This is a genomic window from Aeromonas sp. QDB39 (genome assembly GCF_027707585.1).
GTDB classification, from domain to species: Bacteria; Pseudomonadota; Gammaproteobacteria; order Enterobacterales; family Aeromonadaceae; genus Aeromonas; species Aeromonas hydrophila.
Map to the genome: position 1 here is coordinate 51,473 of NZ_JAPCIV010000018.1, position 22,927 is coordinate 74,399.

A 22,927-nucleotide genomic window follows, 5' to 3' on the forward strand; every position below is an offset into this window, starting at 1 on the left:
CGTCAGGGGGCGAGCTGGGCAATCCGCTGTTCGAGCCAGCTGGTCGACGCCTCGCCCAGGTTGCCGTGCAACTGGGCATTGCGATAGGCATCCAGCGCCCGCTGGCTGTGGCCCTGGCCATCTTCGGCTACGCCGAGCCCGAGCCACCAGCGGCCCTGATCCGGCTGCTGGCGCAACAATTTCACGTAAAGATCCGCCGCCTCGGCATGCTGACCCAGCTCTTGGCTGAGCCCGGCCCAGGTGGCGTAATAATCCAGATTGCTGGCCAGATCCGGTCGATGGCCGGTCAGCCAGCCGAGCGCCTTGAGCTGATCGCCGCCACTGATGGCGAGCCGTGCCAGCAGCAGCCGGAAATCGGCCTGTTCGGGATCGAACCTGAGCCCCTCTTCCAGCAACTGGCTCGCCTCGCTCAGCCGCCCCTCGCCATAGAGCAGACCCGCCAGCTGCTCGCGCGCCCCCTGATTGCGCGGGTCGTGGGCCAGCACCTGATAGTAGTTGTCCTGGGCATCGCGCAGCTGCCCCTTGGCCATGGCGGTGGTGGCCTTGCGCTCGGCCAGGGTGGCCAGTTCGGCCTCGGAGAGGTTGACCGTCTCTATCTTGAGCACGCCGGGCTTGCGCGCCGCGGCCGCGGGGGCCTCCTGCTCCGCCGCGAGCTCGGCATAGAGGTCGGGTTGCAGCTCCTCGTCGCTCGGCCCCTCCTCATCGATGGCAGCCACGTCGGCATCATCGGCTGCACTCTCTTGCGCCTGCTGCGGCTCGGCGGTAGGCGGGGCGGCAAGGTGGCGCGGGGTCGGCAGCGCCACCACCTGATCCACCGGCTCTTGTTCTGTACTGGCCGGCACCGCTGCGGGAACCGCACGGGCGATGGCGTCCGGTGTGGGCTCGCCGGCCGCCTGCAGCTGGCGGGCCTCGACGACCCGCTGGCTCTGCTGCCAGTAGATCCAGGTGCGCCAGCCCAGAATGCCGAGCGCCAGCCCGCAGATCAGGGTCAGCAGCAGCATCCACCAGCCCTGCTGGCGCACGGGTGGCACATAGACGGCCCCCTCGCCCCCCTGCTGGCGCTGTTCCAGATCCTTGAGCATCTGATTGATCACGCTCATTGCCAGACTCCATAGGCGAGGGCGCAGCCCAGCAGCAGCACGAGTGGCCACCAGCGCCGCGGCACCAAGCGGCGGGCATCGTCGGTGTCGCGCACGGCCAGCCGCACCAGCCGGCTGTCGATCTGGCGCGCCCCCTGGCCATAGGCCAGCATCAGGCACTTCTGCGCCAGTATGTTGATGAGTCGCGGAATACCGCGCGAGGCGCGCCACAGCAGGCGCAGCGCCCGGCCGCCAAACAGCGGGGCCCCGCGATAACCGGAAATCTGCAATCTGTGCTCCAGGTAGGCCCGGGTTTCATCGAAACGCAGCGGCCGCAGGCAGTAGGAGAAGCCGATCCGCTGGCGCAGCTGGCGCAGATGGGGCTTGGCCAGCCTCGCATCCAGCTCGGGCTGGCCGAACAGCACGATCTGCAGCAGCTTGCTCGATTCGGTCTCCAGGTTGCCGAACAGCCGGATCGCCTCCAGCGTCTCGTCCGGCAGCGCCTGCGCCTCGTCGATCAGCACCACCACCCGACTCCCCTGCTGGTGCAAGGCGATCAGGTGGCGATGGATGCGATCGGTCAGATCCAGCTCGCTCTGATCCCGCACCGCCAGTCCCAGCTCCAGTGCCAGGGCGATGCGCAGCTCGGCCGGGTTGAGATGGGGATTGGGCAACCAGGCCAGACGCACCGGCCGCTCCTCGGAGCCCAGTTCGCTCAGCAGCTTGCGGCAGAGCAGGGTCTTGCCGGTGCCAACCTCGCCGGTCACCTTGATGAAGCCCTCCCCCTGCGCCAGCGCCCAGTTGAGCACCTGCAGCGCCTCCTCGTGCGGGGGCAACCCGTAATAGAAACCGGTGTTGGGGGTGAGGCCGAAGGGAGCCTCCTGCAAACCGAAGTGGTTCAGGTACATGGGCAATCCCTTGCCATCTCTGCCCGGGAGCCCATGATGGCCTCCGGCACGTGGTCAAACCGGTCCAGGATCATGACTCAGCCCTTGGGCGGATACCATTTGTCGAGCAGCTCGGAGGAGCGCTGCAGTTCGTTCTGCCAGGTGTCCTTCTCCACCACGGTCGGTTTGAGCAGGATCACCAGCTCCACCTTCTTGGTGCTTTCCCGGCGGTTGGTGAAGGCCTCGCCGACCCAGGGAATGTCCCCCAGCAGCGGCACCTTGCTGACGATCTCCTGCTTGTCGGTCTTCATCAGGCCGCCGATGACGATGATGTCGCCGTTGTTGGCCTGCACCACGGTATCGGACTCGCGGATCGAGCTCTTGGCCAGCGGCAGGATCAAGGGGTCCGCCGTGCCGACATCGATGGTTTTCTTCTGCTCTTCGGTGTCGATGACGGAGGGGTGGATATGCAGCAGCACCTTGCCCTCTTCGTCGATCTGCGGCGTTACGTCCAGCGCGATGCCGGAGAAAAAGGGAGTCAGCTCTACATTGGGCGTGACTATCGGTGCCGATGTGCCTGAGGTTGTGGTCGTGGTGGAGGCGTTGGTGACGAAATACTCGTCGGTCCCCACCTTGATCACCGCCTTCTGGTTGTTGGTCGCCGTCACCCGCGGGCTGGAGAGGGTATTCACGTCCCCCTGGGTCTTGAGCAGGTTGACCGCCACGTTGAAGTTGCCATCGGAAATCTTGAAGCCGGCCCCGCCGCCCAGGGCGCTGAAGATCTGGTTCGGGGTGTTGGCAATCGTGCTCGGCGTCAGCGAACCACCGCCAGTAATGCCCTTGTTGCCATCCCAGCTGGCGGAGAGACCGCTCCAGTCCACCCCCTGCTCGTAACCCTCGTTGAGGGCCACCTCCAGGATCCGCGCCTCCAGCACCACCTGACGCTTCAAGTGGCTCTCTGACTGATTGAGGAACTCGCGCACCGCCTTGAGCTCCTTCGGATAGGCCCGGATGGTCACCAGGCCCGCCTGCGGGCTGGTGATGACGGCGCGGCCGTCGCCGCTGCCGATCAGGGTCTGCAGGGTGTCGCGCAGATCGGTCCAGTAGTCGCTGTTGGTGTCGGTCTCGATGCGGGTGCCGTTGCTGTCGCTGTTTGAGTTGCCGTTGGAAGAGCGGTTGCTGGTACTGTTGTTGGTGTTGTTGTTAGCGTTATCGAAGTTGTTGTTATTACTGCTGTTGTTGTCGTTAGAGGCCACCCCGCCGGTGCTGACCGAGGTACGGGAGAGACCGCGCCGGGACATCATCAGGTAGTTGACCGGGATGGTCTCGGTGCGCAGCCCGGCCGGGTAGACGTGGAACACGTTGCCCTTGCGCTGCACGTCGAAGCCGTACATGTCGCCCACCACCGCCAGCACTTCGGTCAGGGTCACGTCCTTGAGCTCGACCGAGATCTGGCCTGCCACCCCGGGGTGCACCGCCACGCTGTAGCGAGAGCCCTTGAACAGGGAGCCGAAAAACTCCACCGCATCCACGTCGTGGGCGGCAATGCGCAGCCGCGCTTCCGGCATGCTGATGGCCTGGGGCGGACGATTGAGCTGCAGCAGTTCGCTCTGTACCGACTTGGGCACGCTGGTCAGCGCCCCGCCCTTGTTCTGCTCGGTCATGGCATGCCTGAGTGCGTCCTTGGCCTGCACGGGTTCGGGGTGCCGGTAGCTGGTACAGCCTGCCGTCAACACGGCGGCGGAGATCAGGCAGAGATGATGTTTTTTCATGTAATAAGTGCACCCTGACTTGCAATTAAACTCGACAAACCTGGCTCCGCCCATCCCGGGTGGAGCGCGTTCAGATCCGGACCTTGCTGGCAAACAGGGTCAGCGACTGGCGCTTGCCCCCCTTCTCCAGCACCACGGCATCTGCACCTATGGCCACCACGCGATAACCGTCGACCTGCTGGCCGACCCGATAACTGCTGCCGTTGAGCACCGCCAGTGCCGGGCCGTTGCCCAGCATAATGCTCTGCAGCCTGGGCAAACCGGCCTCGCGCTGGTCGGTTGCACTGGCGCCGCTGGTCGCGCCGCTCAAAGGCGAGGTGGGGTCCTGCAACAGCTCGGGCTGCGCCTGTGCCAGCAGACTGAACAGACACGCCCACAGGGGAAACCATCTAGCCACGGATAAACTCCTTGCTGGTGCTGAGGGTGTAGATCTCCATCTCCACCACCGCCTTGGGATACTCCCGCACCTGGTAGTCAAACTGCTTCCAGTAGAAGTGGCGCGGCAGCCCCTCCAGCGCCTTGAGATACTGATACACATCGAAATAGCCGCCCTCCAGCTTGAGCCGGATGCCGTGCTTGAACAGGTTGATGCGCTGCTCGCCCGCCATCAGCGGCTCCGGCGTCAGCGACGTGAGTGCCACCATGTGCAGATTGGCGGAGCGCGACAGCAGGGCCTCCAGCACGGCCGGCATCTCGTGGGCCTGGATCAGATCCACCGTCTGGGCCTTGAGTTCGGCGTCCAGCTTGCCCAGCTCGCCATCCAGCTGCGCCAGCTGAGTACGCACGTGCAGATCCGGATCCCGCGCCAGTTTGGCCTGCTTGCCCTGGTTCTCGAGATCCATGATCTCCAGATCCCGCTGGGCAGTGCTCAGCGCCAGCCGCTCCTGCTCCAGCCGCACCGCGGCCCCATCCAGCCAGCCATAGATGGCAACGGCGCCAACCACGACCACCCCGGTCAGCAGGATCAGTACCCGCTCGCGCTGGCTGAGGGCGGTGATCTTATCGGCCCAGGCCTGCCACTGCTCTTTCAGGCTCATCAGGGCTTCTCCCGCTCGATGCCGCTGAGCTGGAAGGCCAGCCGGCCCTCCTTGTCACGGCTTAACGTCAGCTCACCAAACTGCTTGCCCGCCAGCGACGGGGTCTGCTTGAAACGGTTGACCCAGGCCGGCACATCCTGGCTGCGCCCGGCGAAGCCGGACAGGTTGACGTAGCCGTCGGCGATCTCGATCCGCTGCAAGGAGAGCTGCGGATCGCGGATGCGGGAGAGATCGGCCATCAGCCCGGCATAGCCCTGGGATTTTTGCAGCGCCAGGCTGCCCAGCTGCCGCATCAGGCCCTGCTTGGCGGTCAGCTCCTCCTGCTTGGTGACAAGCTGCTGTTGCAGCAGGCCATCGGCCTGGTGACGGGCCAGCTCGGCATCCAGCCGCTGCGCCTCGCCACGCTTGATCTCCAGCGCCGCCCGCACCTGCACCAGCTCGCGCTCGACAGCGTGCTGCTGCCAGGCGATGACGCCGGCGGCGCACAGCAGCAACAGCACGCTGCCGCCCCATACCAGCGCCATCTGGTTGAGGCTGGCCCACTGCCGTCTGGGCCTAAACTCGGCGCCGTAGAGGTTGATCTGGCGTTTCATCAGGCATCCTCCCCCAGAGCGGCGGCATAAGCCGAGAGATATTCCACGCCGGACAGGATCGCCTTGTTGGCCATGGCGGAGACGGCAAAGCCGAAGGTCTGCTCCATGTGGCGCACCAGGGTACCGATGAAGGGCGAAGCGATGGCGAGCTGCATCTGGCCGAGTTCCGGCAATTTGAGCTGGCCAACCAAGTAATCGAGGGAGCGCTGGATCTCCAGCGCCAGCGAATCGAGCAGCATGGCGTCAGGCTCATGCTCGCCAGTGAGGGCGCCAAAACCGCGCAACTGGCGGGAGAAGCAGAGCCCCCCCTGATGGAACACCAGCAGTTGCAGATCCTGCCCCTTCGGCTGCCACAGCAGCATGCGCACCGTCTGATCCGGCTCGTACAGCGCGGTCATCGCCAGCTCGTCGCTGACGATGGCGTCCAGGCTGGCGATGCCGTTGACCGCATCCGCCAGCTGCTGCACCCGCGTCTTGGGCACGCAGATCACGTTGATGCGCGGCCGGCCCGCCGGCGGGGTGGGCAGATCCACATAATCCATGGCGAGCTGCAGCACGGATTCACTGACGTAATCCTTGATCGCCCAGGGCAGGGCACCGGCCATTTCGGCATCGGGAACGGCGGGCTTGTCGATCTGGACCTGTTGATAAAGGCTGGCCGCGAGGGCGACTCGCACCTTAGACTTGGCGAGGCCGTGGCGGCTGAACAGCTCGGTCATGGCCTGGGACCACTCTTGCGGGCCATTGATGGCGCGGGTGGCGAAGATGGGCGGGTTGCCGAGCGAAGCCAGCATGATCCGATCGCTGGCCAGCAGGAGTCCTACCTGACGGCTGGGGGTCGAACGTCTGAAAAGTTGTTTCATTGAAACCCGCACCTGGCTGCCCAAAACGGATTAAACCTTAGCATAAACAGAGCATTAGCCTCCAGATAAATGACCGATTACTCATTGTCACCCCAATCGTCCCCGATGGCGCAGCCGACCCTGCAGCCCGCCCTGTTGCCCTCGCCGCTGCAAGCTGTCTCGCACCCGCTGTTGAGCGTCTATGGAGTCCAACTCTGGTGCAAACGGGACGATCTGATCCACCCCGCCATCTCGGGCAACAAGTGGCGCAAGCTCAAGTACCACCTGTTGCACGCCAGAGAGCAGGGCAAACGGCATCTGCTCTCGTTTGGCGGCGCCTACTCCAATCACATCCATGCCCTGGCGGCGGCGGGGTGCCAATCTGGCCTGCGCACTACCGGCATCATACGCGGGGAGCCGGAAGCCGTCAGCAACTGCACTCTGAGCGCTGCAAAAGGCTGGGGCATGGATCTCGTTTTTGTCGACCGCCAAAGCTACCGGCGGCGGCAGGATCCCGCCTGGCTGGCCCAATTCGAGGATGAAGAGACCCTGATAGTGCCGGAAGGGGGCAGCAGCCCGCTGGCCATTCCCGGGGTGGCCGAGCTGGTCGATGAAGTGCCCTTCTCGCCGGATCTCTGGGTGCTGCCCTGCGCCAGCGGCGGCACCCTGGCCGGGCTCATCGCCGGCAAACGGGCACCGCAGCAGATCCTCGCCATCGCGGTACTCAAGGGGGGGAGCTTCATTGCCGACGAGGTGCGCCGACTCCATCCTGCCGCCGCCGACACGCCCGGCTGGCGGATCGCGCTGGATCACCACGACGGCGGCTATGCCAAATTCAGCCCGGCGCTCTGGCAATGGGTGCAAGCCTTCAGCGCCGAAACGGGCCTGCCGCTGGAGCCCATCTACAGTGGCAAGGCGATGTGGGGGCTGTTTCGCGAGCTGGCGGCAGGCCGCATCCCGCGCGGCAGCAAGATCGTCTTCATCCACACCGGTGGCATGCAGGGGCTGGCGGGACTGAGGGAGCAGGGGCGCCTGTGACGGCGTGCCGGGCGCAATACCGGTGCTGAACCACAAAAAGAGAGGGTCGCCCAGGCGACCCTCTCTTGCATTCATCAGGCGCCGGCCGGTTCCAGCACCAGCCTCTCCGGCTCGGCGAACCAGGGGCCCTGCCCGGCGTGCACCCCGAGGTGGCGCAGCATCTTCCACTCGTCGCCGCTCTCCACCCCCACGGCGATGACCCGGGTGCGGGTGTTGGCACAGCCCCCCACCAGACTGCGCACCGCCATCTGGTTCACCTGGCGGGTATGGATCTCGCGCACCAGGCTGGGGTGCAGCTTGAGGAAGTTGATCTCGAACTCCTTGATGTACTGGGTGCTCACCACATCCTGGCCGGCGTGATCGATGGCCAGCTGGCAGCCCAGCATGCGCAGCGCCCGCAACGGCCGCTTGAGCGCCTCGTAGTGGCGGGTGACCTGAGCCTCGGACAGTTGCAGGATCAAGCGCTCGTTGGTGCTGCGCGGCAGCTGGAACAGATCGAAAAACAGCCAGCGCTGAAACTCCCGGTGCAGCAGGCTCTGGGCACAGAGGGTCAGGCTAATGGGGCAGCTCTGTTCGGAGCGCTGGCGCAGCAGGCCGAGGGTCTGCTCCGCCACCAGCCGATCCAGCGGCAGCAACAGCCCCGCCTTCTCCGCCATCGGCATGAAGACGCCGGCCTGCAGCTCCCGCCCCTGTTCGTCGTGGATCCGGATCAGCAGATCCTGCTGCAATACCACCTGATCCCGCTCCTGCTGCACCGGCTGCACGTAGAAGTCGATGCCGTGCTCTTCGATGCGCCGGCCGATCAGGGTGCGCCAGCGCACCGTGCCCTTGCTGCTCTGCTCCTCATCCAGCTGTTTCTCGTAGAGGAACCAGCCGGTGTGGCCCTGCAGCCGCGCGCTCTTGAGCGCCAGCTCCGCCTCCTCCTGCACCTTGAGCAGGGAATCCTCGGCCTGATAACAGACCGCGCCGAGATAGACGGCGGTGTCTGGATTGACCGCCTCGGGCCAGTGCAGTCGCTGCAGGCTCTTGTGCAGCTGGCTGGCGCCATCCACCATCTCGCTTTCCGACATGTTGGGCAGCAGCACGGCAAACACCTGGCCGGCATAACGGGCCTGCAGGGCGCCGTTGTGCTTGCGCACGAAGGCGGCGATGGAGGCGCTCGCCTCCATCAGCAGATCCTGGCTCTGGCGGCCGTTCAGCTCGGGATCCAGCTCCTCCAGGCCGGCCAGCTCGATCAGCAGCACGCCGCCGCTCATCACGCTCGCCTCCATGATGGCGCTCTCCAGCCGGTTGTCGAAGAACAGCCGGTTGCCGATGCCGGTCATCTTGTCGACGAAGGCGTTGCTGCGGATGAAGTTGTCGAAACGGCTGCGCTCCTTGCGGGCATCCGCCAGCTCTGCCAGCAGATAGTCGAGGGCCTGGCTGGCCGGCTGCGGCCACTCGTCGGCCGGATCGTGGGCCAGCTTGGTGAGCTTGTTGTCGAGGATCAGCTGGGCGCGCTCGGCCAGCAGCTCGGCTCCCCGCAACTGCAACCGCAGCCAGCGAATGGAGTACCAGAGGCCGAATACCACGATGAAGACGCCAAGGGAGATGCCGGACATCGCCTTGATGGAGTACTCGAACTCCTTGAACGGCCGCTCCAGCTTGAAGTCGGCCTGCATGCCCGGCTGATGGGGCATGGGCTGGTGATAGGGGATCAGCAGGCTCTCGTCGGTCGGCTGCTGCACGTCGCGAAACCAGTAGATCCGCTGCTTCTCCTGGCGGATCTCCAGCTCCACCACGTGGGCCGAGCGCAGCAGGGTCGGCAGCCAGCGGGTGAGATCCTGATGATCGTCGGCTACCTCCAGCTGCTTGTCGATGATCTCGACCAGCGAGTTGACCTTCTTCTGTTGCATCTCCATGCCCAGCTCACGAAAGCTGAACACCCCGCCAAGCAGCACCATGGCCATGGCCGCAATGACACACAGGGTAATAAACGAGACAAGCTGAGTGGTCAGTTTCATGTGCCTTTCCATATGCCCGACAACATCCATGTGGCTTCATCGTATCAGCCAACCTCGAAGCGCGCCTATGGACGAAGATCCCGCTTCTGGAATTAAGCGGGCGAGCATACCCAAACCGGTACGAGAACACCAAGCCCCGGGCGGGGTGACGGCCAAAAAATGACGGATGAGGGGAAGAAACGGGAGGGAACTCAGCGCACTGGCTGAACAACGGGCAGAAAAATGGTCCCACAAAGGGGACCAAAAGAAACACTCATATCAAAACTAACACTCTGTGCTACTGACAAAAAAACAGATACAGGAGTATTGAACACACGGTGAGTCAAACCGCACGGCTACTCTAGCCACTTCAGATAAGCTGGACAATTGTCATTTATGACAGGTCAGCGATTGAATCTTCAGCAGTCGATTTTATAAAACCATTATTTATCAGCAGATTATAAATCTGCTGCACAAGTGTGATCGCCTCCGCTCAAATCGATGCAGCTAATGCACTATGATGATGCCTCTCATATGCATCCCATTCGTTCATCAGGCAGGTATCCCTTGCGACCCATCCCCCCCCTCTGGCTCACTCTGTTGCTGTTCTGCCTGCCCCTGCTGGCCAGCCTGCCCCTCAGCCAGCTGCTCGGCAGCCCGCTGGCCCACCAGCTGCTGCAGGAGAAGAAGACGGAGATCGAAGCCGCCCTGGCGGAACGCCATCGGGCGCTGGATGAGAGCATCCGCAGCCAGCTGACCCAGTTTCGCTTCGACTGCGGTGAGCAGGACATGGCGCTGCTGCGGGATCCCCGCTTTTACAACAGCCACATCCGCATCCAGGGGATCATGCTCGCCGCCGGTGGCGGCTGCTCCAGCCTGGGGGTGGACCTGCCCTTCACCCCGGCCGAACTGCCACCCTACCCCAGCCAGGAGCAGTTCGGGATCGCCGCCACCATGGCCCGCTTTCACACCGAGCAGGAGCTGGTCGCCTACTACCGCACCGGCGGCAACATCGTCTACTGGGTGCTGAGTAACAGCTGGAGCCACGCCCTGCTGTAGTACCCCTGCCGCAACTGTTTCTATCTGGAGTTCAGCCAGCAGCAGCCGGGAGTCGCCAGCCCAACCTTCCCTCGCGGCGACAGCACCATCAAGCAGGAGAGCGGCAGCCAGAGCCTCAGCCTCAGTTTTCTCGATCCCAATGAGCAGATCCGGCAAACCCTGTGGGCGGGCGAGGCGCTCGAGCGCTACGCCCAGCAGCAGGCCCGCCACTACGGGCTCTGGGGCGGCGCGGCGGTCGGGGCCCTGCTGGTCGCCGCCTACTGGGGGCTGCGCAACTATCGGCGCTCGCTCAAGGGGTTGCTGCAGGCCGGGCTGGCACGGCGCGAGTTCGTGCCCTTCTATCAACCCGTGGTCGACAGCCGCAGCCAGCAGGTGGTGGGCTTCGAGGCGCTGCTGCGCTGGCAGCGGGGCGGCGGCCTGATCCCGCCCGGCGCCTTTATCGACTATGCAGAGGAGCAGCAGCTGATCCTGCCGATGACCAGCCAGCTGCTGGAAAAAGTGATCGCGGATCTGCCCAGACTCGCCCCCGGCCAGTGGGTCAGCGTCAACATAGTGGCCGCCCACCTCGAGCACCCACACCTGCGCAACCTGCTGCTGCTGCACGGCTGGCCCTCCCCCGCCCAGCTCACCTTCGAGCTGACCGAGCGCAAGCCCATCACCGACATCGAGACCGCGATCGCCGAGATCGGCGCCCTGCAGCAACAGGGCTACCACTTCAAGCTGGATGACTTCGGCACCGGTTACGGCGGCTTCGCCTATCTACAGCGGCTCGGCATCCGCCAGATCAAGATCGACAAGATGTTCGTCGACACCATAGGCACCGACGACCTCAAGCGCAGCGTGCTGGATGCCACCATCGCCTTCGGCCGCGAATCGGGCATGGAGATGATCGCTGAAGGGGTCGAGCGTCAATCTCAAGTGGATTACCTTGGCCAACGCGGCGTGCACCTGATCCAGGGCTATGTCTATGCACAGCCCATGGCGCTGACCAAGCTGAAGATCTGGCTGCTGGCCTGGTATCAGAACCACACGGGCGAGCGATGAGCCATACTGCCGAGGCCGGCCGCTCATATCTTGCAACACAATGAGCAACAAAATGATTTTCCCTTGAGCGGACAACTCCCTTTATCATGAACAGGCGCGCCACCTCGTGTGGCGCCGCCACCCTGTTCCTTACCCGTCGGCTCACGCCGCCCTGATGATGAGAACCATTGCCTATGAAGTCATTTATCCGGCAAGAGATTGCCCTGCCCGTTGGCCTGCTCACCCTGCTCTTTTTCAAGACGCTCGGCAGCGACCTGCTGACAGAGGCCACTCCGCTCGGGATTTATCTTCCTGTCTCGGCGGTGCTGCTTGCCATCGTCACCTGGGCCATCTTCTCGGTGGTGCGCCACTCGGATGCCCTTGCCATCAAGCTTGGCGAGCCTTTTGGCACCCTGATCCTCACCCTGTCGGTCATCTCATTGGAAGTGGTGATGATCTCCTCGGTCATGCTGACCGGCGAACCCAATCCGGTGATGGCCCGCGACACCATGTTTGCCGTGGTGATGCTGGTGACCAACGGCCTGGTGGGCTTCACCCTGCTGTTCGGCGGCTGGCGCTACCACACCCAGAGCTTCAATCTGGACGGGGTCAAATCCTATCTGGTGGCCATCATTCCGCTGGCGCTGCTCTGCCTGGTGCTGCCCAACTTCACCGAAGGGGGCAACATCGGCAGCATGTCGAGCGCCATGTCCTGGATGCTGATCATCATCTCGGTGCTGCTCTACGGCGTCTTCCTGCTGATCCAGACCCGCAGCCACAGCCACTTCTTCATCGACAGCGATCACGAAGATTACGAAGAGCACCACGGCCCGCTGCAGAGCAACGTCTACCACACCCTGTTGCTGCTCGCCTATCTGGTGGTGGTGATCCTGCTGGCCAAGACCCTCGCCATTCCCATCAACCACGGGGTCAAGGTGCTGGCGGCGCCGCCGGCGCTGGGCGGCTTCATCGTCGCCTGTATCGTGCTGGCCCCCGAAGCGGTCGGCGCCATCAAGGCGGCCTTCAACAATCAGCTGCAGCGGGCCATGAACCTCTACTTCGGCTCGGTGCTGGCCACCATCGCCCTCACCGTACCTGCGGTGCTGTTCATCGGCGCCATGCTGGGGCAAGAGGTGCGCCTGGGCCTCTCCGCCGCCGACATGGTGCTGCTGTTTACCACCCTCATGGTGTGCAAGGTGACCTTCAGCAGCGGCCGCACCAATGTGCTGCACGGGGCCACTCACCTGGTGCTGTTCGTGGTGTACCTGTTCCTGATGTTCGAGCACGAATAACCGCGTTCAAGCAACGTCAGAAACGCAAAGACCGCCCGATTGGGCGGTCTTTTGTTATCTGCTCCGGGATCTCACGGACGCCAGAGAAGCGGCTTCCCCCTCATCCCCTACCCTTCTCCCGCCACGGGAGAAGGGGGAGCAGTGCTTACAGGCTCGGCAACACGCCGGCCGGGAGCAGGTCGTTGTAGCTGGCGCGGCCCAGCAGGGCGGCGGCCGCCTCGATGTCCGGCGCGAAGTACCTGTCCTTGTCGTAGAAGCTGACCTCTTCCCGCAGCCGGCCCTTGGCCAGCTCGATGAGCTCGGTGCTGCGCAGGGGGGCACGAAAATCCAGCCCTTGCGCTGCCGCCAGCAGTTCCACCGCCAGAATGCCGCGGGTGTTCTCGGCCATGTCTGCCAAACGGCGACCGGCGAAGGTGGCCATGGAGACGTGATCCTCCTGGTTGGCGGAGGTGGGCAGGCTGTCCACCGAGGCCGGATGGGCCAGCGTCTTGTTCTCGGAGGCGAGCGCCGCCGAGGTGACCTGGGCGATCATGAAACCCGAATTCACCCCGCCGTTGTTGACCAGGAAGGCCGGCAGACCGGACATCCGCGAGTCGATCAGCAGCGCCATGCGCCGCTCGGACAGCGACCCGATCTCGGCGATGGCCAGCGCCAGGTTGTCGGCGGCAAAGGCCACGGGTTCTGCGTGGAAGTTGCCGCCGGAGAGGATGTCTTCATCCTCGGCAAACACCAGCGGGTTGTCGGAAACCGCGTTGGCCTCGCACACCAGCACCTCGGCGGCCTGGCGGATCTGGGTCAGGCAGGCGCCCATCACCTGCGGCTGGCAGCGCAGGGAGTAGGGATCCTGCACCTTCTCGCAATTGTGATGGGACATGCCGATCTCGCTGCCATCCACCAGCAGGTGGCGGTAGCAGGCGGCCGCGTCGATCTGGCCACGCTGACCGCGCACCGCGTGAATGCGAGCATCGAACGGCCGGCGGCTGCCAAGGGCCGCCTCCACGCTCATGGCGCCGATGGTGATGGCGCCGGCGTAGAGATCCTCGGCGTGGAACAAGCCTTCCAGCGCGAAGGCGGTGCTCGCCTGGGTGCCGTTGAGCAGGGCCAGCCCCTCTTTCGGTGCCAGCGCGATGGGCTCGAGTCCGGCTATTTTCAGCGCCGTAGCAGCGTCGATCAGCTCGCCAGCGTGACGGGCCTTGCCTTCACCAATCAGCAGGCAACTCATGTGGGCCAGCGGCGCCAGATCGCCGGAGGCACCGACGGAGCCCTTCTTCGGCACCACCGGATAGACTTCGGCGTTGATGAGCTTCATCAGGGCCTCCAGCACCACCAGTCGGATGCCGGAAAAACCGCGCGCCAGCGAGTTGAGCTTGAGCACCATCATCAGCCGCACGGTGGCGTCATCCATGTACTCACCAATCCCTGCCGCATGAGAGAGCACGATGGAGCGCTGCAGCTCATCCAGCTGCTCCACCGGTATGCGGGTGTTGGCCAACAGGCCAAAGCCGGTGTTGATACCGTACACCACCCGGTTTTGCTCGATCACCTTGGTGACCACGGCGGCGGAGGCGTGGATCCCCGCCAGGGCGGCGGGATCCAGTGCAATGTGTACCGGCTCGCGGCTGACGCGGCGCAGGGTGGCAAGATCCAGCTCGCCCGGGGTAATAGTCAATTCAAACATGGTGTTACACCTTTCCTTTGCCCGTTGCGGTCAGCATCGGCAGATCCAGTTTCGCCTCGTGGGCGCAGTTGATGGCAATCTCGTAGCCGGCGTCGGCGTGACGCATCACCCCGGTAGCCGGGTCGTTGCGCAGCACCCGACCGACCCGCTTGGCGGCATCATCGGAGCCGTCACAGACGATCACCACGCCGGAGTGCTGGGAGAAGCCCATGCCGACCCCACCACCATGGTGCAGGGAGACCCAGGTCGCGCCGCCGGCTGTGTTGAGCAGGGCGTTGAGCAGCGGCCAGTCGGAGACGGCATCGGAGCCATCCATCATCGACTCGGTCTCGCGGTTCGGGCTCGCCACCGAGCCGGAATCCAGGTGATCGCGGCCGATGACGATGGGGGCTTTCAGCTCGCCATTCTTGACCATCTCGTTGAAGGCCAGGCCGAGGCGCACCCGATCCTTCACCCCGACCCAGCAGATCCGCGCCGGCAGGCCCTGGAAGGCGATGCGCTCGCGAGCCATGTCGAGCCAGTTGTGCAGATGAGGATCATCGGGGATCAGCTCCTTCACCTTCTGGTCGGTCTTGTAGATGTCTTCCGGATCGCCGGAGAGCGCCACCCAGCGGAACGGGCCAATGCCCTCGCAGAACAGCGGGCGAATGTAGGCCGGGACGAAGCCGGGGAAGTCGAAGGCGTTTTTCACCCCCTCCTCCAGCGCCATCTGGCGGATATTGTTGCCGTAATCCAGGGTGGCGGCACCGCGGCTTTGCAGGGTCAGCATGGCTTCGACCTGACGAGCCATGGAGTGGCGGGCGGCGACGTTCACCTCCTGGGGAGCGGATTTTTGCAGCGCGCGCCACTGGGCCACGCTCCAGCCCTGGGGCAGGTAGCCGTGTACCGGGTCGTGGGCAGAGGTCTGGTCGGTCACCACGTCCGGGGTGATGCCACGGGCCACCAGCTCGGCGAACACGTCGGCGGCATTGCCGAGCAGACCGACGGAGACGGCGCTGCCGCTCTGCTTGGCCTCTTCGATCATGGCCAGCGCCTCATCCAGGCTGTGGGCCTTCTTGTCCACATAACGGGTACGCAGACGAAAATCGATGCGGGTCTCGTCGCACTCCACCGCGATCATCGAGAAGCCGGCCATGGTGGCGGCCAGCGGCTGGGCGCCACCCATGCCGCCGAGCCCGCCGGTGAGGATCCAGCGTCCCTTGGGTTCGCCGTTGAAGTGCTGGTTGGCCACCGCGAAGAAGGTTTCGTAGGTGCCCTGCACTATCCCCTGAGTACCTATGTAGATCCAGGAGCCGGCGGTCATCTGGCCGTACATCATCAGGCCCTTTTTATCGAGCTCGTTGAAGTGTTCCCAGTTGGCCCAGTGCGGCACCAGGTTGGAGTTGGCGATCAGCACCCGCGGCGCGTCCTTGTGGGTCTGGAACACCCCGACCGGCTTGCCGGACTGCACCAGCAGAGTCTGATCCTCCTCGAGCCGGGTCAGCACCTCGACGATCTTGTCGAAGCAGGCCCAGTTGCGAGCGGCGCGGCCGATGCCGCCATACACCACCAGCGACTGGGGATGCTCGGCCACCTCGGGATCCAGGTTGTTCATCAGCATCCGCAGCGGCGCTTCGGTGAGCCAGCTCTTGGCGGTCAGCGCGGTACCACGGGGGGCACGGATGACCCGGCTCGGATCCTGACGGGGATCCAGGTGTTGCTCAGACATACACACTCCTTGTTTTATCAATGCAGCAGCATGGCGGCCGGCCGGTGGCAGGCCGCTACTTGGTTAACTGGTGGACCAGCCGCGCAGCCACGCGGGCACTGCGGTTGTCCTGATCCAGACTCGGGTTGTATTCGGCCAGATCGGCGAGCCGCAGCTTGCCGCTGGCCCGGATATGGGCGATAAGCGGTTCGATGACTGCCAGCTCCACACCGCGGGCGGCAGGGGCACTCACTCCCGGCATCACGGCCGCCGGCAGCACGTCCAGATCGATGGTCAGATAGAGGTGGTCACAGCGGGCGATGAAGGCATCCAGCCCGCTGAGCAAGGCCGGCAGTTCGGCCGGCGTCATCGCCTCGTCCAGCACGTGCCACACCCCCAGCGCCTCGGCGCGCGCGAACAGCGCCCGGGTATTGGCGGTCTCGGCCACCCCGAGGCAGGCGTAGGTAAACGGCGTGCCCTGGGCGGCGCACTGCTCGGCAATCTGGAAGAAGGGGGTGCCTGAGCTCGCCTGCTCCAGCTTCATGCGCAGGTCGAAGTGGGCATCGAAGTTGATGATGCCGATCCGGCCACGACCGGCCAGATGCAGGTTGAGGCCGCTCCAGCTGCCGAAGGCCACCTCGTGGCCACCGCCCAGCATCAGTGGGAAGTGCCCCTCATCCAGCAAGCGGGCCACCCGTTCGGCCAACCGGCCATGGGCGGCATCGAGATCGCCATCCTCGCAGTTCACGTCACCGCTGTCATAGACGGGCCGACCCAGATGCCAGGCGCTGTTGGCCAGCAGCTTGCGCACCGCCAGCGGCGCACCGGCGGCCCCGACCCGCCCCTTGTTGCGGCGCACCCCCTCGTCACAGGCAAAGCCCACCAGGACAACGCCCGGGGCGGCGTGGCCTGCTTGTGGCCAGGGTTGCACCTTGTCGTGCCAGCGCAGGGCCAGCTCGCCATCTTCCGGATCCTGACGCCCCTGCCAGACCGACATGTCGACCGGGTTGAACTTATCCATGGAGGGTCTCCTCGCCGTTGACCACCCGGCTCACCAGCTGATCGACGCCGATGAGGTAGCTGAGCTCGGCCGGATGGCCGCAGTTCCAGACCAGAAAGTCCGCCAGCATGCCGACCCTGAGCTGTCCCAGTTGCTCCTGCTCGCCAAGCGCGCGGGCGGCGTGGCGGGTCACCCCGGCCATGGCCTCCACCGGGGTCAGACCGAACAGGGTGCAGGCCATGTTCATGGCCATCCGCAGCGAGACGATGGGAGCCGTGCCCGGGTTGATGTCGGAGGAGACCGCCATCGGCACCCCCGCCTTGCGCAGCGCGGCGACCGGCGGCAGCTTGGTCTCCTTGAGGAAGTAGAAGGCGGTGGGCAGCAGGGTGGCCACCACGCCGCGATGGGCCAGCGCCTGGATCCCTTCCGGATCCAGGTACTCCAGGTGATCCACCGAGAGGGCGCCGAAGTTGGCGGCCAGCGTGCTGCCGCCCAGGTTGGAGAGCTGATCCATGTGCCCTTTCACCGCCAGACCGTATTGATCCGCCGCCAGATAGACCTGCTCGGTCTGGGCCAGCGAGAAGCCGATGTGTTCACAGAAGACGTCCACCGCATCGGCCAGGCCCGCCTCGGCGGCGGCCGGGATGATCTCCTGGCAGATGGTCTCGACCCAGGAGTCGGGGTCGTCGCGATACTCCGGCGGCACTGCATGGGCCGCCAGCAGAGTAGTCTTGACCCGGATCGGCAGCGCCTCCCCCAGTCGGCGGGCGACTCGCAGCATCTTGAGCTCGTCTTCCAGGGTGAGGCCGTAACCGGACTTGATCTCCACCGTGGTGACCCCTTCCCGGATCAGGGATTTCACCCTCGGCAGCGCCAGCTCAAACAGCTGATCCTCGCAGGCCGCGCGGGTGGCGCGCACCGTGCTGATGATGCCGCCGCCTTTGCGGGCGATCTCCGCATAGGGCACCCCCTTCTGGCGCAGTTCGAACTCTTCGGCGCGGCTGCCGGCGAAGATGAGGTGGGTGTGGCAATCGATGAGGCCGGGGGTGACCAGCTTGCCCTTCATGTCCTGCCAATGGGCGGGATAGGGGCCCTTGAGATCCTGCATCGGCACCAGGGCGTGGATCCGCCCCTCGTGAACGCCGAGGGCATGGGGTTCCAGCAGACCGTAGTCGGCCAGATCGGAGCGCAGGGTGGCGGGTGTCACGTTGAGCCAGACCCGCTCGCAGTTCAACAGTTCCTTGTTCATACCGACCTCTAAATGTATATACATTAACTTATATCCGATCTCTGACGGGAAAGAAAGGATCAAGTTCACATCTTGATAACAGCGTGTTCATTAGAGCTTAAACACAAAAAAGCCCGCCAGAGGCGGGCTTGGTCAAAAAGAATTTGTATATACAATTAGCTGAGGCTGGTCTTGGAGCTCAACTTGTAGCGGGAGCCAGGCGACAGCAAACGGGCATAGGAGACCAGATAACCGTCGGACCAGGTACGCCGATGCAGCAGCAGGCAAGGGGTGTCGACCCGCACCTGCAACAAGCCGGCCTCGCCGGCACTTGGCAGCACCGCCTCCACCACGTGCTCCATCTCGGAGAGGGGGCAGACCTCCATCAGATAGCGGTTGGGGGTCTGGCTGGCAAAATCCTGCTCACCGTACTGTGGCAGCCGCTCGGCATCGACGAAGCGCTCTTCCAGCTGCAGCGGCTCACCATCGGCCTGATGCACGATGAGACTGTGGAAGATGGGGGCGCCGACCCGCAGGCCCAGCTGCACCGCCACCTTCTCGTCGGCGGCCTGGCGCTGCAGCCGGATCACCCGGCCGCTGTACTCGCTGCCCCGCTCGGCGATCTCGTCGGCGATGTTGCGAATGGCCAGCAGCGGCGATTCGGTGCGCCTGTCCGCCACGAAGCTGCCGGAGCCGGCGGTACGCACCAGCCACCCCTCGGCCACCAGCTCGCGCAGCGCCTTGTTGACCGTCATCCGGCTCACGGCGAACTGTTCGCACAGGGCGGCCTCGGTCGGGATCCGGTCGCCCGCCTGATAGTGGCGTTCGCGGATCCCGTCCAGGATGTGCTGCTTGATCTGCAGATAGAGGGCCGGTGCCAACGGGATGCTCCTCAGCGACGGCGGTGGGGCGGACGCATGTCCGGCCAGGCGCGATAGACGTCCGGGATCTGCTCGGGCCCGCTGATGCAGAGATCGAGATCGTGCAGCAGACCGTCCTTGATGCCGTAGATCCAGCCGTGTACCGCCAGCTCCTGACCCTTGCGCCAGGCGTTCTGGATGATGGTGGTGTGGCAGACGTTGGCCACCTGCTCGGCCACGTTCAGCTCGCACAGGTAATCGAAGCGCTCGTGCTCATCCTCGATGGCATCCAGCTGCTCGCGATACTTGAAGTAGACATCCTTGATGTTGCGCAGCCAGTTGTCGATGAGCCCCAGCTCCTGGTTCTGCATCGCCGCCTTGACGCCGCCACAACCGTAGTGGCCGCAGACGATGATGTGCTTCACCTTGAGCACTTCGACCGCGTATTGCAGCACCGAGAGGCAGTTGAAGTCGGTGTGTACCACCAGGTTGGCGACGTTGCGGTGGACGAACACGTCCCCCGGCAGCAGCCCCATCAGCTGGTTGGCGGGTACCCGGCTGTCGGAGCAGCCGATCCAGAGGTATTCGGGGGCCTGCTGGGCGGAGAGGGTAGCAAAGAATTCGGGATCCTCGGCCTTGATCCGTTCCGCCCACTCGCGGTTGTTGGTAAACAAGTCGTTCAAGAGTTTCACTATCTGCTCTCCCTACTGTGGCAGTGGCGGCAACATACCATACACAAGGGTAACCAAGGCAAGGCCGACCAGATCCCCGTCAAACAAAAACAGGGCCATCAGGCCCTGTTTTTATGGGAGGAAGCATCAGGCTTCCATGGCATCTTTCAGCTTCTTAAGCGCGTTCTTCTCAAGTAGACGAACCCGTTCGACGCACAGGCTTATGCTTCCATCGCATCCTTCAGCTTCTTGAGGGCGTTTTTCTCAAGCTGACGCACCCGCTCGGCGGAGACGCCGTAGGTATCGGCCAGCTCCTGCAGGGTGGTCTTGCTGTCATCGTCGAGCCAGCGGGCACGGATGATGTGCTGGCTGCGCTCGTCCAGGGTAGCCAGGGCCGAACTCAGGCGACGGGTCGCGTGATCGTCCCAATTGTCGTTCTCGATGGTAGCCGCCAGATCGGAGGATTTGTCCTCCAGATAGTGAACCGGCGCAAAACCGCCCTCTTCTTCGTCATCGCCGACCAGATCGAACGCCTGATCGTAGTTGCTCATGCGCGCTTCCATCTCGGTGACGTCGGCGGCGGAGACGCCGAGGTCGGCAGCCACGGCCTGCACCTCTTCGTGGTTCAGCCAGCCCAGACGTTTCTTGGATTTGCGCAGATTGAAGAACAGCTTGCGCTGGGCCTTGGTGGTCGCCACCTTGACCATGCGCCAGTTGCGCAGTACGTATTCGTGAATTTCGGCCTTGATCCAGTGCACGGCAAAGGAGACCAGGCGCACGCCGACACTCGGGTCGAAACGCTTGACCGCCTTCATCAGGCCGATGTTGCCTTCCTGCACCAGGTCGGCCTGGGGCAGGCCGTAGCCGGCATAACTCTTGGCGACATGAACGACAAAGCGCAGGTGCGACATAACGAGCTGACGGGCAGCCTCGAGATCGCCACCCTGCTGCAAACGCTCAGCCAGTTCACGCTCTTCCTCTGCGCTCAGCACCGGAATCGAGTTTACTGCCTGGATATAGCCTTCCAGACTACCTTGCGGAATCAGAGCCATAGTGCGCTGCAATGAAGTTCCCATGTTCTACCTCTTACTTTTCAATCGAATCAGTCTAACACCCTGAGAGGGCCTGTCTACTGACCGGACGCCATTCTGCGGCCTGCATCAAACATGCTGAACATGTTTGGACCGGGGTTATCTTAGGCCGGCAGGATGAATCATGAATGAACAGTCAAAAAAAGGGGGTCACAATAAAGGACCCCCGAAAAGTAGCATGCTAAGTCCATTGTTGCGGAGCTCGCAACCTTCACATGCTTGCCAAGTCAGACGAGCAAGGCATAGGGGCCACACCCGTATAAATTCTTCAGCATTTGTAGACTGCTTATAAATCAGAAGGTTCACAGGATCCAGAGAAGATCCCGAAGATCGGCAATGTTCAGATTACTCCCAGAACGGCGGCCGTGCCAGAAACGGCCACTCTTTTACTTGATCCAGGTCGCAAAATCCAGCGCTTTAAAACGCTGATAAATTAATCAGGACGGTTCGATGTCGCGAATGTGACGATGGACCGAAAACCAGGAGGCGATCAGCCCCAGCAAGGCGCCCAGCAGGATCAGGTTGATCCCGTCCACCGCCCCCATCCCCACCAGCCGGAAGTTGCTGTTGTAGAGGCCGGCCAGCTCCTTCACCACCCCTTCGCTCCAGATCACCATCACCTCGGTCAACCACCAGGCCAGCATGCCACCGATGACCCCGAACCAGATGCCGGTATAGAGGAAGGGGCGATGGATGAAGGCATCGGTCGCCCCCACCAGCTTGAGTACTTCGATCTCGGAACGCTGGTTGAGAATATTCAGCCTGAGCGTGTTGCCGACGATCAGCAGCACGGCGGAGAGCAGCAGCACGGCGATGCCGGTGATGGTGTGGCGCAGCAGGTTCATGATCCCCTGCAGCCGGGTCAGCCACTGCAGATCCAGCTTGCCCTGTTCCACCCCGTCTTCGTTGTTGAGCTTGTTGAGCAGCTCGGCCGCCCCTTCCGGGTTCTGCCAGCGCGGATCCGGGATCACGCTCAGCACCGGTGGCAGCGGGTTGCTGTCGAGGTAGTCGAGCGCATCGCCAAACCCGGAGATCTCGCGAAACTCCTTGAGCGCCTCATCCCGGCTCATGTAGGTGACCGACTCCACCTCCGGGTAGAGCAGGATCCGCTGTTTCATGTCGAGGATGTTCTGCTCGGGCAGATCCTTGCGCAGATAGAGGGAGATCTGGGAGCTGGTCTGCCAGCTGCCCTCTACCACCTCGGCGTTTTTCAGCAGCACGTGGAAGCAGGAGGGCAACGCCAGGCTGACCCCCAGCACCGCCAGCGTCATCAGCGAGGCGAGCGGGTTGCGCCACAGCTCCCCCAGGCTGGAAAAAGCCTGCCGGGCATGGTCGACCCAGTACATCATGAAGCGCCGTAGCGGTGGCTGTTTATGACGAACGATAGCCATCAGAGCTCCTCCCCTGCCGAATACATGCGACCCGCCTTGAGGGTCAGGGTGCGATAACGCATGCGGGCGATCAGCCCCAGATCGTGGGTGGCAATCAGCACGGAGACGCCGAAGCGGTTGAACTCCTCGAACAGTCGCATGATGTCCATGGAGAGCTGGGGATCCAGGTTGCCGGTCGGCTCATCCGCCAGCAGCAGCGGCGGCTTGTTGACGATGGCGCGGGCGATACCGACCCGCTGCTGTTCCCCGCCGGAGAGCATGCGCGGCTGGTAGCGTTCCTTGCCGAGCAGCCCAACCTTGTCGAGCGCCGCCGCCACCCGTTTGTTGATGTCCGCATGGCTGTAGCCGTCGATCACCAGCGGCAACGCCACGTTGTCGAACACGGTGCGGTCCATCAGCAGCCGGTGATCCTGGAAGATCATGCCGATCTGGCGGCGCACGTAGGGGATCTCCCCCCGCTTGATATGGCTGACATCGTCGCCATGAAAGAAAACACGGCCGTCGGTGGGCCGTTCCATCACGCTGATGAGCTTGAGGAGGGTACTCTTGCCTGCACCCGAGTGCCCGGTCAGGAAGGCCATCTCCCCCTTGCGCAGGTGAAAACTGACCTTCTGCAGCGCCTGATGGCCGCCGCTGTAGACCTTGCTGACCTTGTCAAAACGGATCATAACGGTTCCCTGACAGTGACCAACCCCGACCAGGGTCGGGGCTGGGGGC

General features: G+C 63.8%; 19 protein-coding genes and 1 pseudogene. 3 read left to right on the plus strand and 17 right to left on the minus strand.

The window, feature by feature from the left end:
- Positions 1-2: 2 nt before the first annotated feature.
- From mshN to mshI, 7 genes are all read right to left on the minus strand, one after another.
- Entirely contained in the window at positions 3-1,100 is a 1,098-nt protein-coding gene (mshN, locus tag PG899_RS12280; protein WP_270697402.1) for an MSHA fimbrial biogenesis protein MshN, read from the minus strand.
- Complete coding sequence (mshM, locus tag PG899_RS12285) at positions 1,097-1,987, minus strand: MSHA fimbrial biogenesis protein MshM (protein WP_270697403.1); 891 nt, start codon at positions 1,985-1,987, stop codon at positions 1,097-1,099. The genes mshN and mshM overlap by 4 nt, the downstream gene beginning before the upstream one ends.
- 77 nt (positions 1,988-2,064) lie before the next feature.
- Positions 2,065-3,738, minus strand: a complete 1,674-nt coding sequence (gene mshL / locus PG899_RS12290; protein ID WP_257685627.1) for a pilus (MSHA type) biogenesis protein MshL — start codon at positions 3,736-3,738, stop codon at positions 2,065-2,067.
- Positions 3,739-3,808: 70 nt separating this feature from the next.
- On the minus strand, positions 3,809-4,135 hold the full coding sequence (mshK, locus tag PG899_RS12295; protein ID WP_270697404.1) for an MSHA fimbrial biogenesis protein MshK: 327 nt from the start codon (positions 4,133-4,135) through the stop codon (positions 3,809-3,811).
- Positions 4,128-4,775 carry an MSHA fimbrial biogenesis protein MshJ gene (gene mshJ / locus PG899_RS12300; RefSeq protein ID WP_211067054.1) on the minus strand — a complete coding sequence of 216 codons (648 nt, stop codon included), beginning with the start codon at positions 4,773-4,775 and terminating at the stop codon, positions 4,128-4,130. The genes mshK and mshJ overlap by 8 nt, the downstream gene beginning before the upstream one ends.
- Positions 4,775-5,368: an MSHA fimbrial biogenesis protein MshI1 gene (gene mshI1, locus PG899_RS12305; RefSeq protein WP_045528781.1), complete on the minus strand. Its 594-nt coding sequence runs from the start codon at positions 5,366-5,368 to the stop codon at positions 4,775-4,777. Before mshI1 ends, mshJ begins: the two co-directional genes overlap by 1 nt.
- Entirely contained in the window at positions 5,368-6,231 is an 864-nt protein-coding gene (mshI, locus tag PG899_RS12310; protein ID WP_270697405.1) for an MSHA fimbrial biogenesis protein MshI, read from the minus strand. Before mshI ends, mshI1 begins: the two co-directional genes overlap by 1 nt.
- Before the next feature lie 69 nt (positions 6,232-6,300).
- On the opposite strand from mshI, the gene PG899_RS12315 reads away from it, so the two are divergent.
- Positions 6,301-7,248, plus strand: coding sequence for a 1-aminocyclopropane-1-carboxylate deaminase/D-cysteine desulfhydrase (locus PG899_RS12315; protein WP_423244480.1), 948 nt, complete (start codon positions 6,301-6,303; stop codon positions 7,246-7,248).
- Positions 7,249-7,322: 74 nt separating this feature from the next.
- Here the strand turns inward: PG899_RS12315 and PG899_RS12320 are convergent, their stop codons facing one another.
- Positions 7,323-9,251, minus strand: coding sequence for an RNase E specificity factor CsrD (locus PG899_RS12320; protein ID WP_168755960.1), 1,929 nt, complete (start codon positions 9,249-9,251; stop codon positions 7,323-7,325).
- Positions 9,252-9,797: 546 nt separating this feature from the next.
- Here PG899_RS12320 and PG899_RS12325 point away from each other — a divergent pair.
- Positions 9,798-11,333, plus strand: a pseudogene (locus tag PG899_RS12325) (EAL domain-containing protein).
- Positions 11,334-11,506: 173 nt separating this feature from the next.
- The gene (locus PG899_RS12330) at positions 11,507-12,604 is read left to right on the plus strand and encodes a calcium:proton antiporter (RefSeq protein ID WP_017408799.1); all 1,098 of its coding nucleotides are present in this window, start codon (positions 11,507-11,509) and stop codon (positions 12,602-12,604) included.
- Positions 12,605-12,749: 145 nt separating this feature from the next.
- Here PG899_RS12330 and hutH read toward each other — a convergent pair whose 3' ends face one another.
- The 9 genes from hutH to ftsE form a co-directional block, all read right to left on the minus strand.
- Positions 12,750-14,282 (minus strand): histidine ammonia-lyase, encoded by a 1,533-nt coding sequence (gene hutH / locus PG899_RS12335; RefSeq protein ID WP_270697406.1) that lies wholly within the window; start codon positions 14,280-14,282, stop codon positions 12,750-12,752.
- Between the two features lie 4 nt (positions 14,283-14,286).
- Positions 14,287-15,990 (minus strand): urocanate hydratase, encoded by a 1,704-nt coding sequence (gene hutU / locus PG899_RS12340; protein WP_270697407.1) that lies wholly within the window; start codon positions 15,988-15,990, stop codon positions 14,287-14,289.
- A 55-nt stretch (positions 15,991-16,045) separates the two neighbouring features.
- Positions 16,046-16,990: a formimidoylglutamase gene (gene hutG, locus PG899_RS12345; RefSeq protein ID WP_270697408.1), complete on the minus strand. Its 945-nt coding sequence runs from the start codon at positions 16,988-16,990 to the stop codon at positions 16,046-16,048.
- Positions 16,983-18,218 carry an imidazolonepropionase gene (gene hutI / locus PG899_RS12350; RefSeq protein WP_039212851.1) on the minus strand — a complete coding sequence of 412 codons (1,236 nt, stop codon included), beginning with the start codon at positions 18,216-18,218 and terminating at the stop codon, positions 16,983-16,985. The genes hutG and hutI overlap by 8 nt, the downstream gene beginning before the upstream one ends.
- A 155-nt stretch (positions 18,219-18,373) precedes the next feature.
- Complete coding sequence (gene hutC, locus PG899_RS12355) at positions 18,374-19,078, minus strand: histidine utilization repressor (RefSeq protein ID WP_011704352.1); 705 nt, start codon at positions 19,076-19,078, stop codon at positions 18,374-18,376.
- An 11-nt stretch (positions 19,079-19,089) separates the two neighbouring features.
- On the minus strand, positions 19,090-19,749 hold the full coding sequence (gene can / locus PG899_RS12360; protein WP_005308055.1) for a carbonate dehydratase: 660 nt from the start codon (positions 19,747-19,749) through the stop codon (positions 19,090-19,092).
- Positions 19,750-19,949: 200 nt separating this feature from the next.
- Positions 19,950-20,804, minus strand: coding sequence for an RNA polymerase sigma factor RpoH (gene rpoH, locus PG899_RS12365; protein WP_016349143.1), 855 nt, complete (start codon positions 20,802-20,804; stop codon positions 19,950-19,952).
- A 452-nt stretch (positions 20,805-21,256) separates the two neighbouring features.
- Complete coding sequence (ftsX, locus tag PG899_RS12370) at positions 21,257-22,210, minus strand: permease-like cell division protein FtsX (protein ID WP_011704350.1); 954 nt, start codon at positions 22,208-22,210, stop codon at positions 21,257-21,259.
- The gene (gene ftsE / locus PG899_RS12375; protein ID WP_011704349.1) at positions 22,210-22,878 is read right to left on the minus strand and encodes a cell division ATP-binding protein FtsE; all 669 of its coding nucleotides are present in this window, start codon (positions 22,876-22,878) and stop codon (positions 22,210-22,212) included. Before ftsE ends, ftsX begins: the two co-directional genes overlap by 1 nt.
- Between the last annotated feature and the right edge of the window lie 49 nt (positions 22,879-22,927).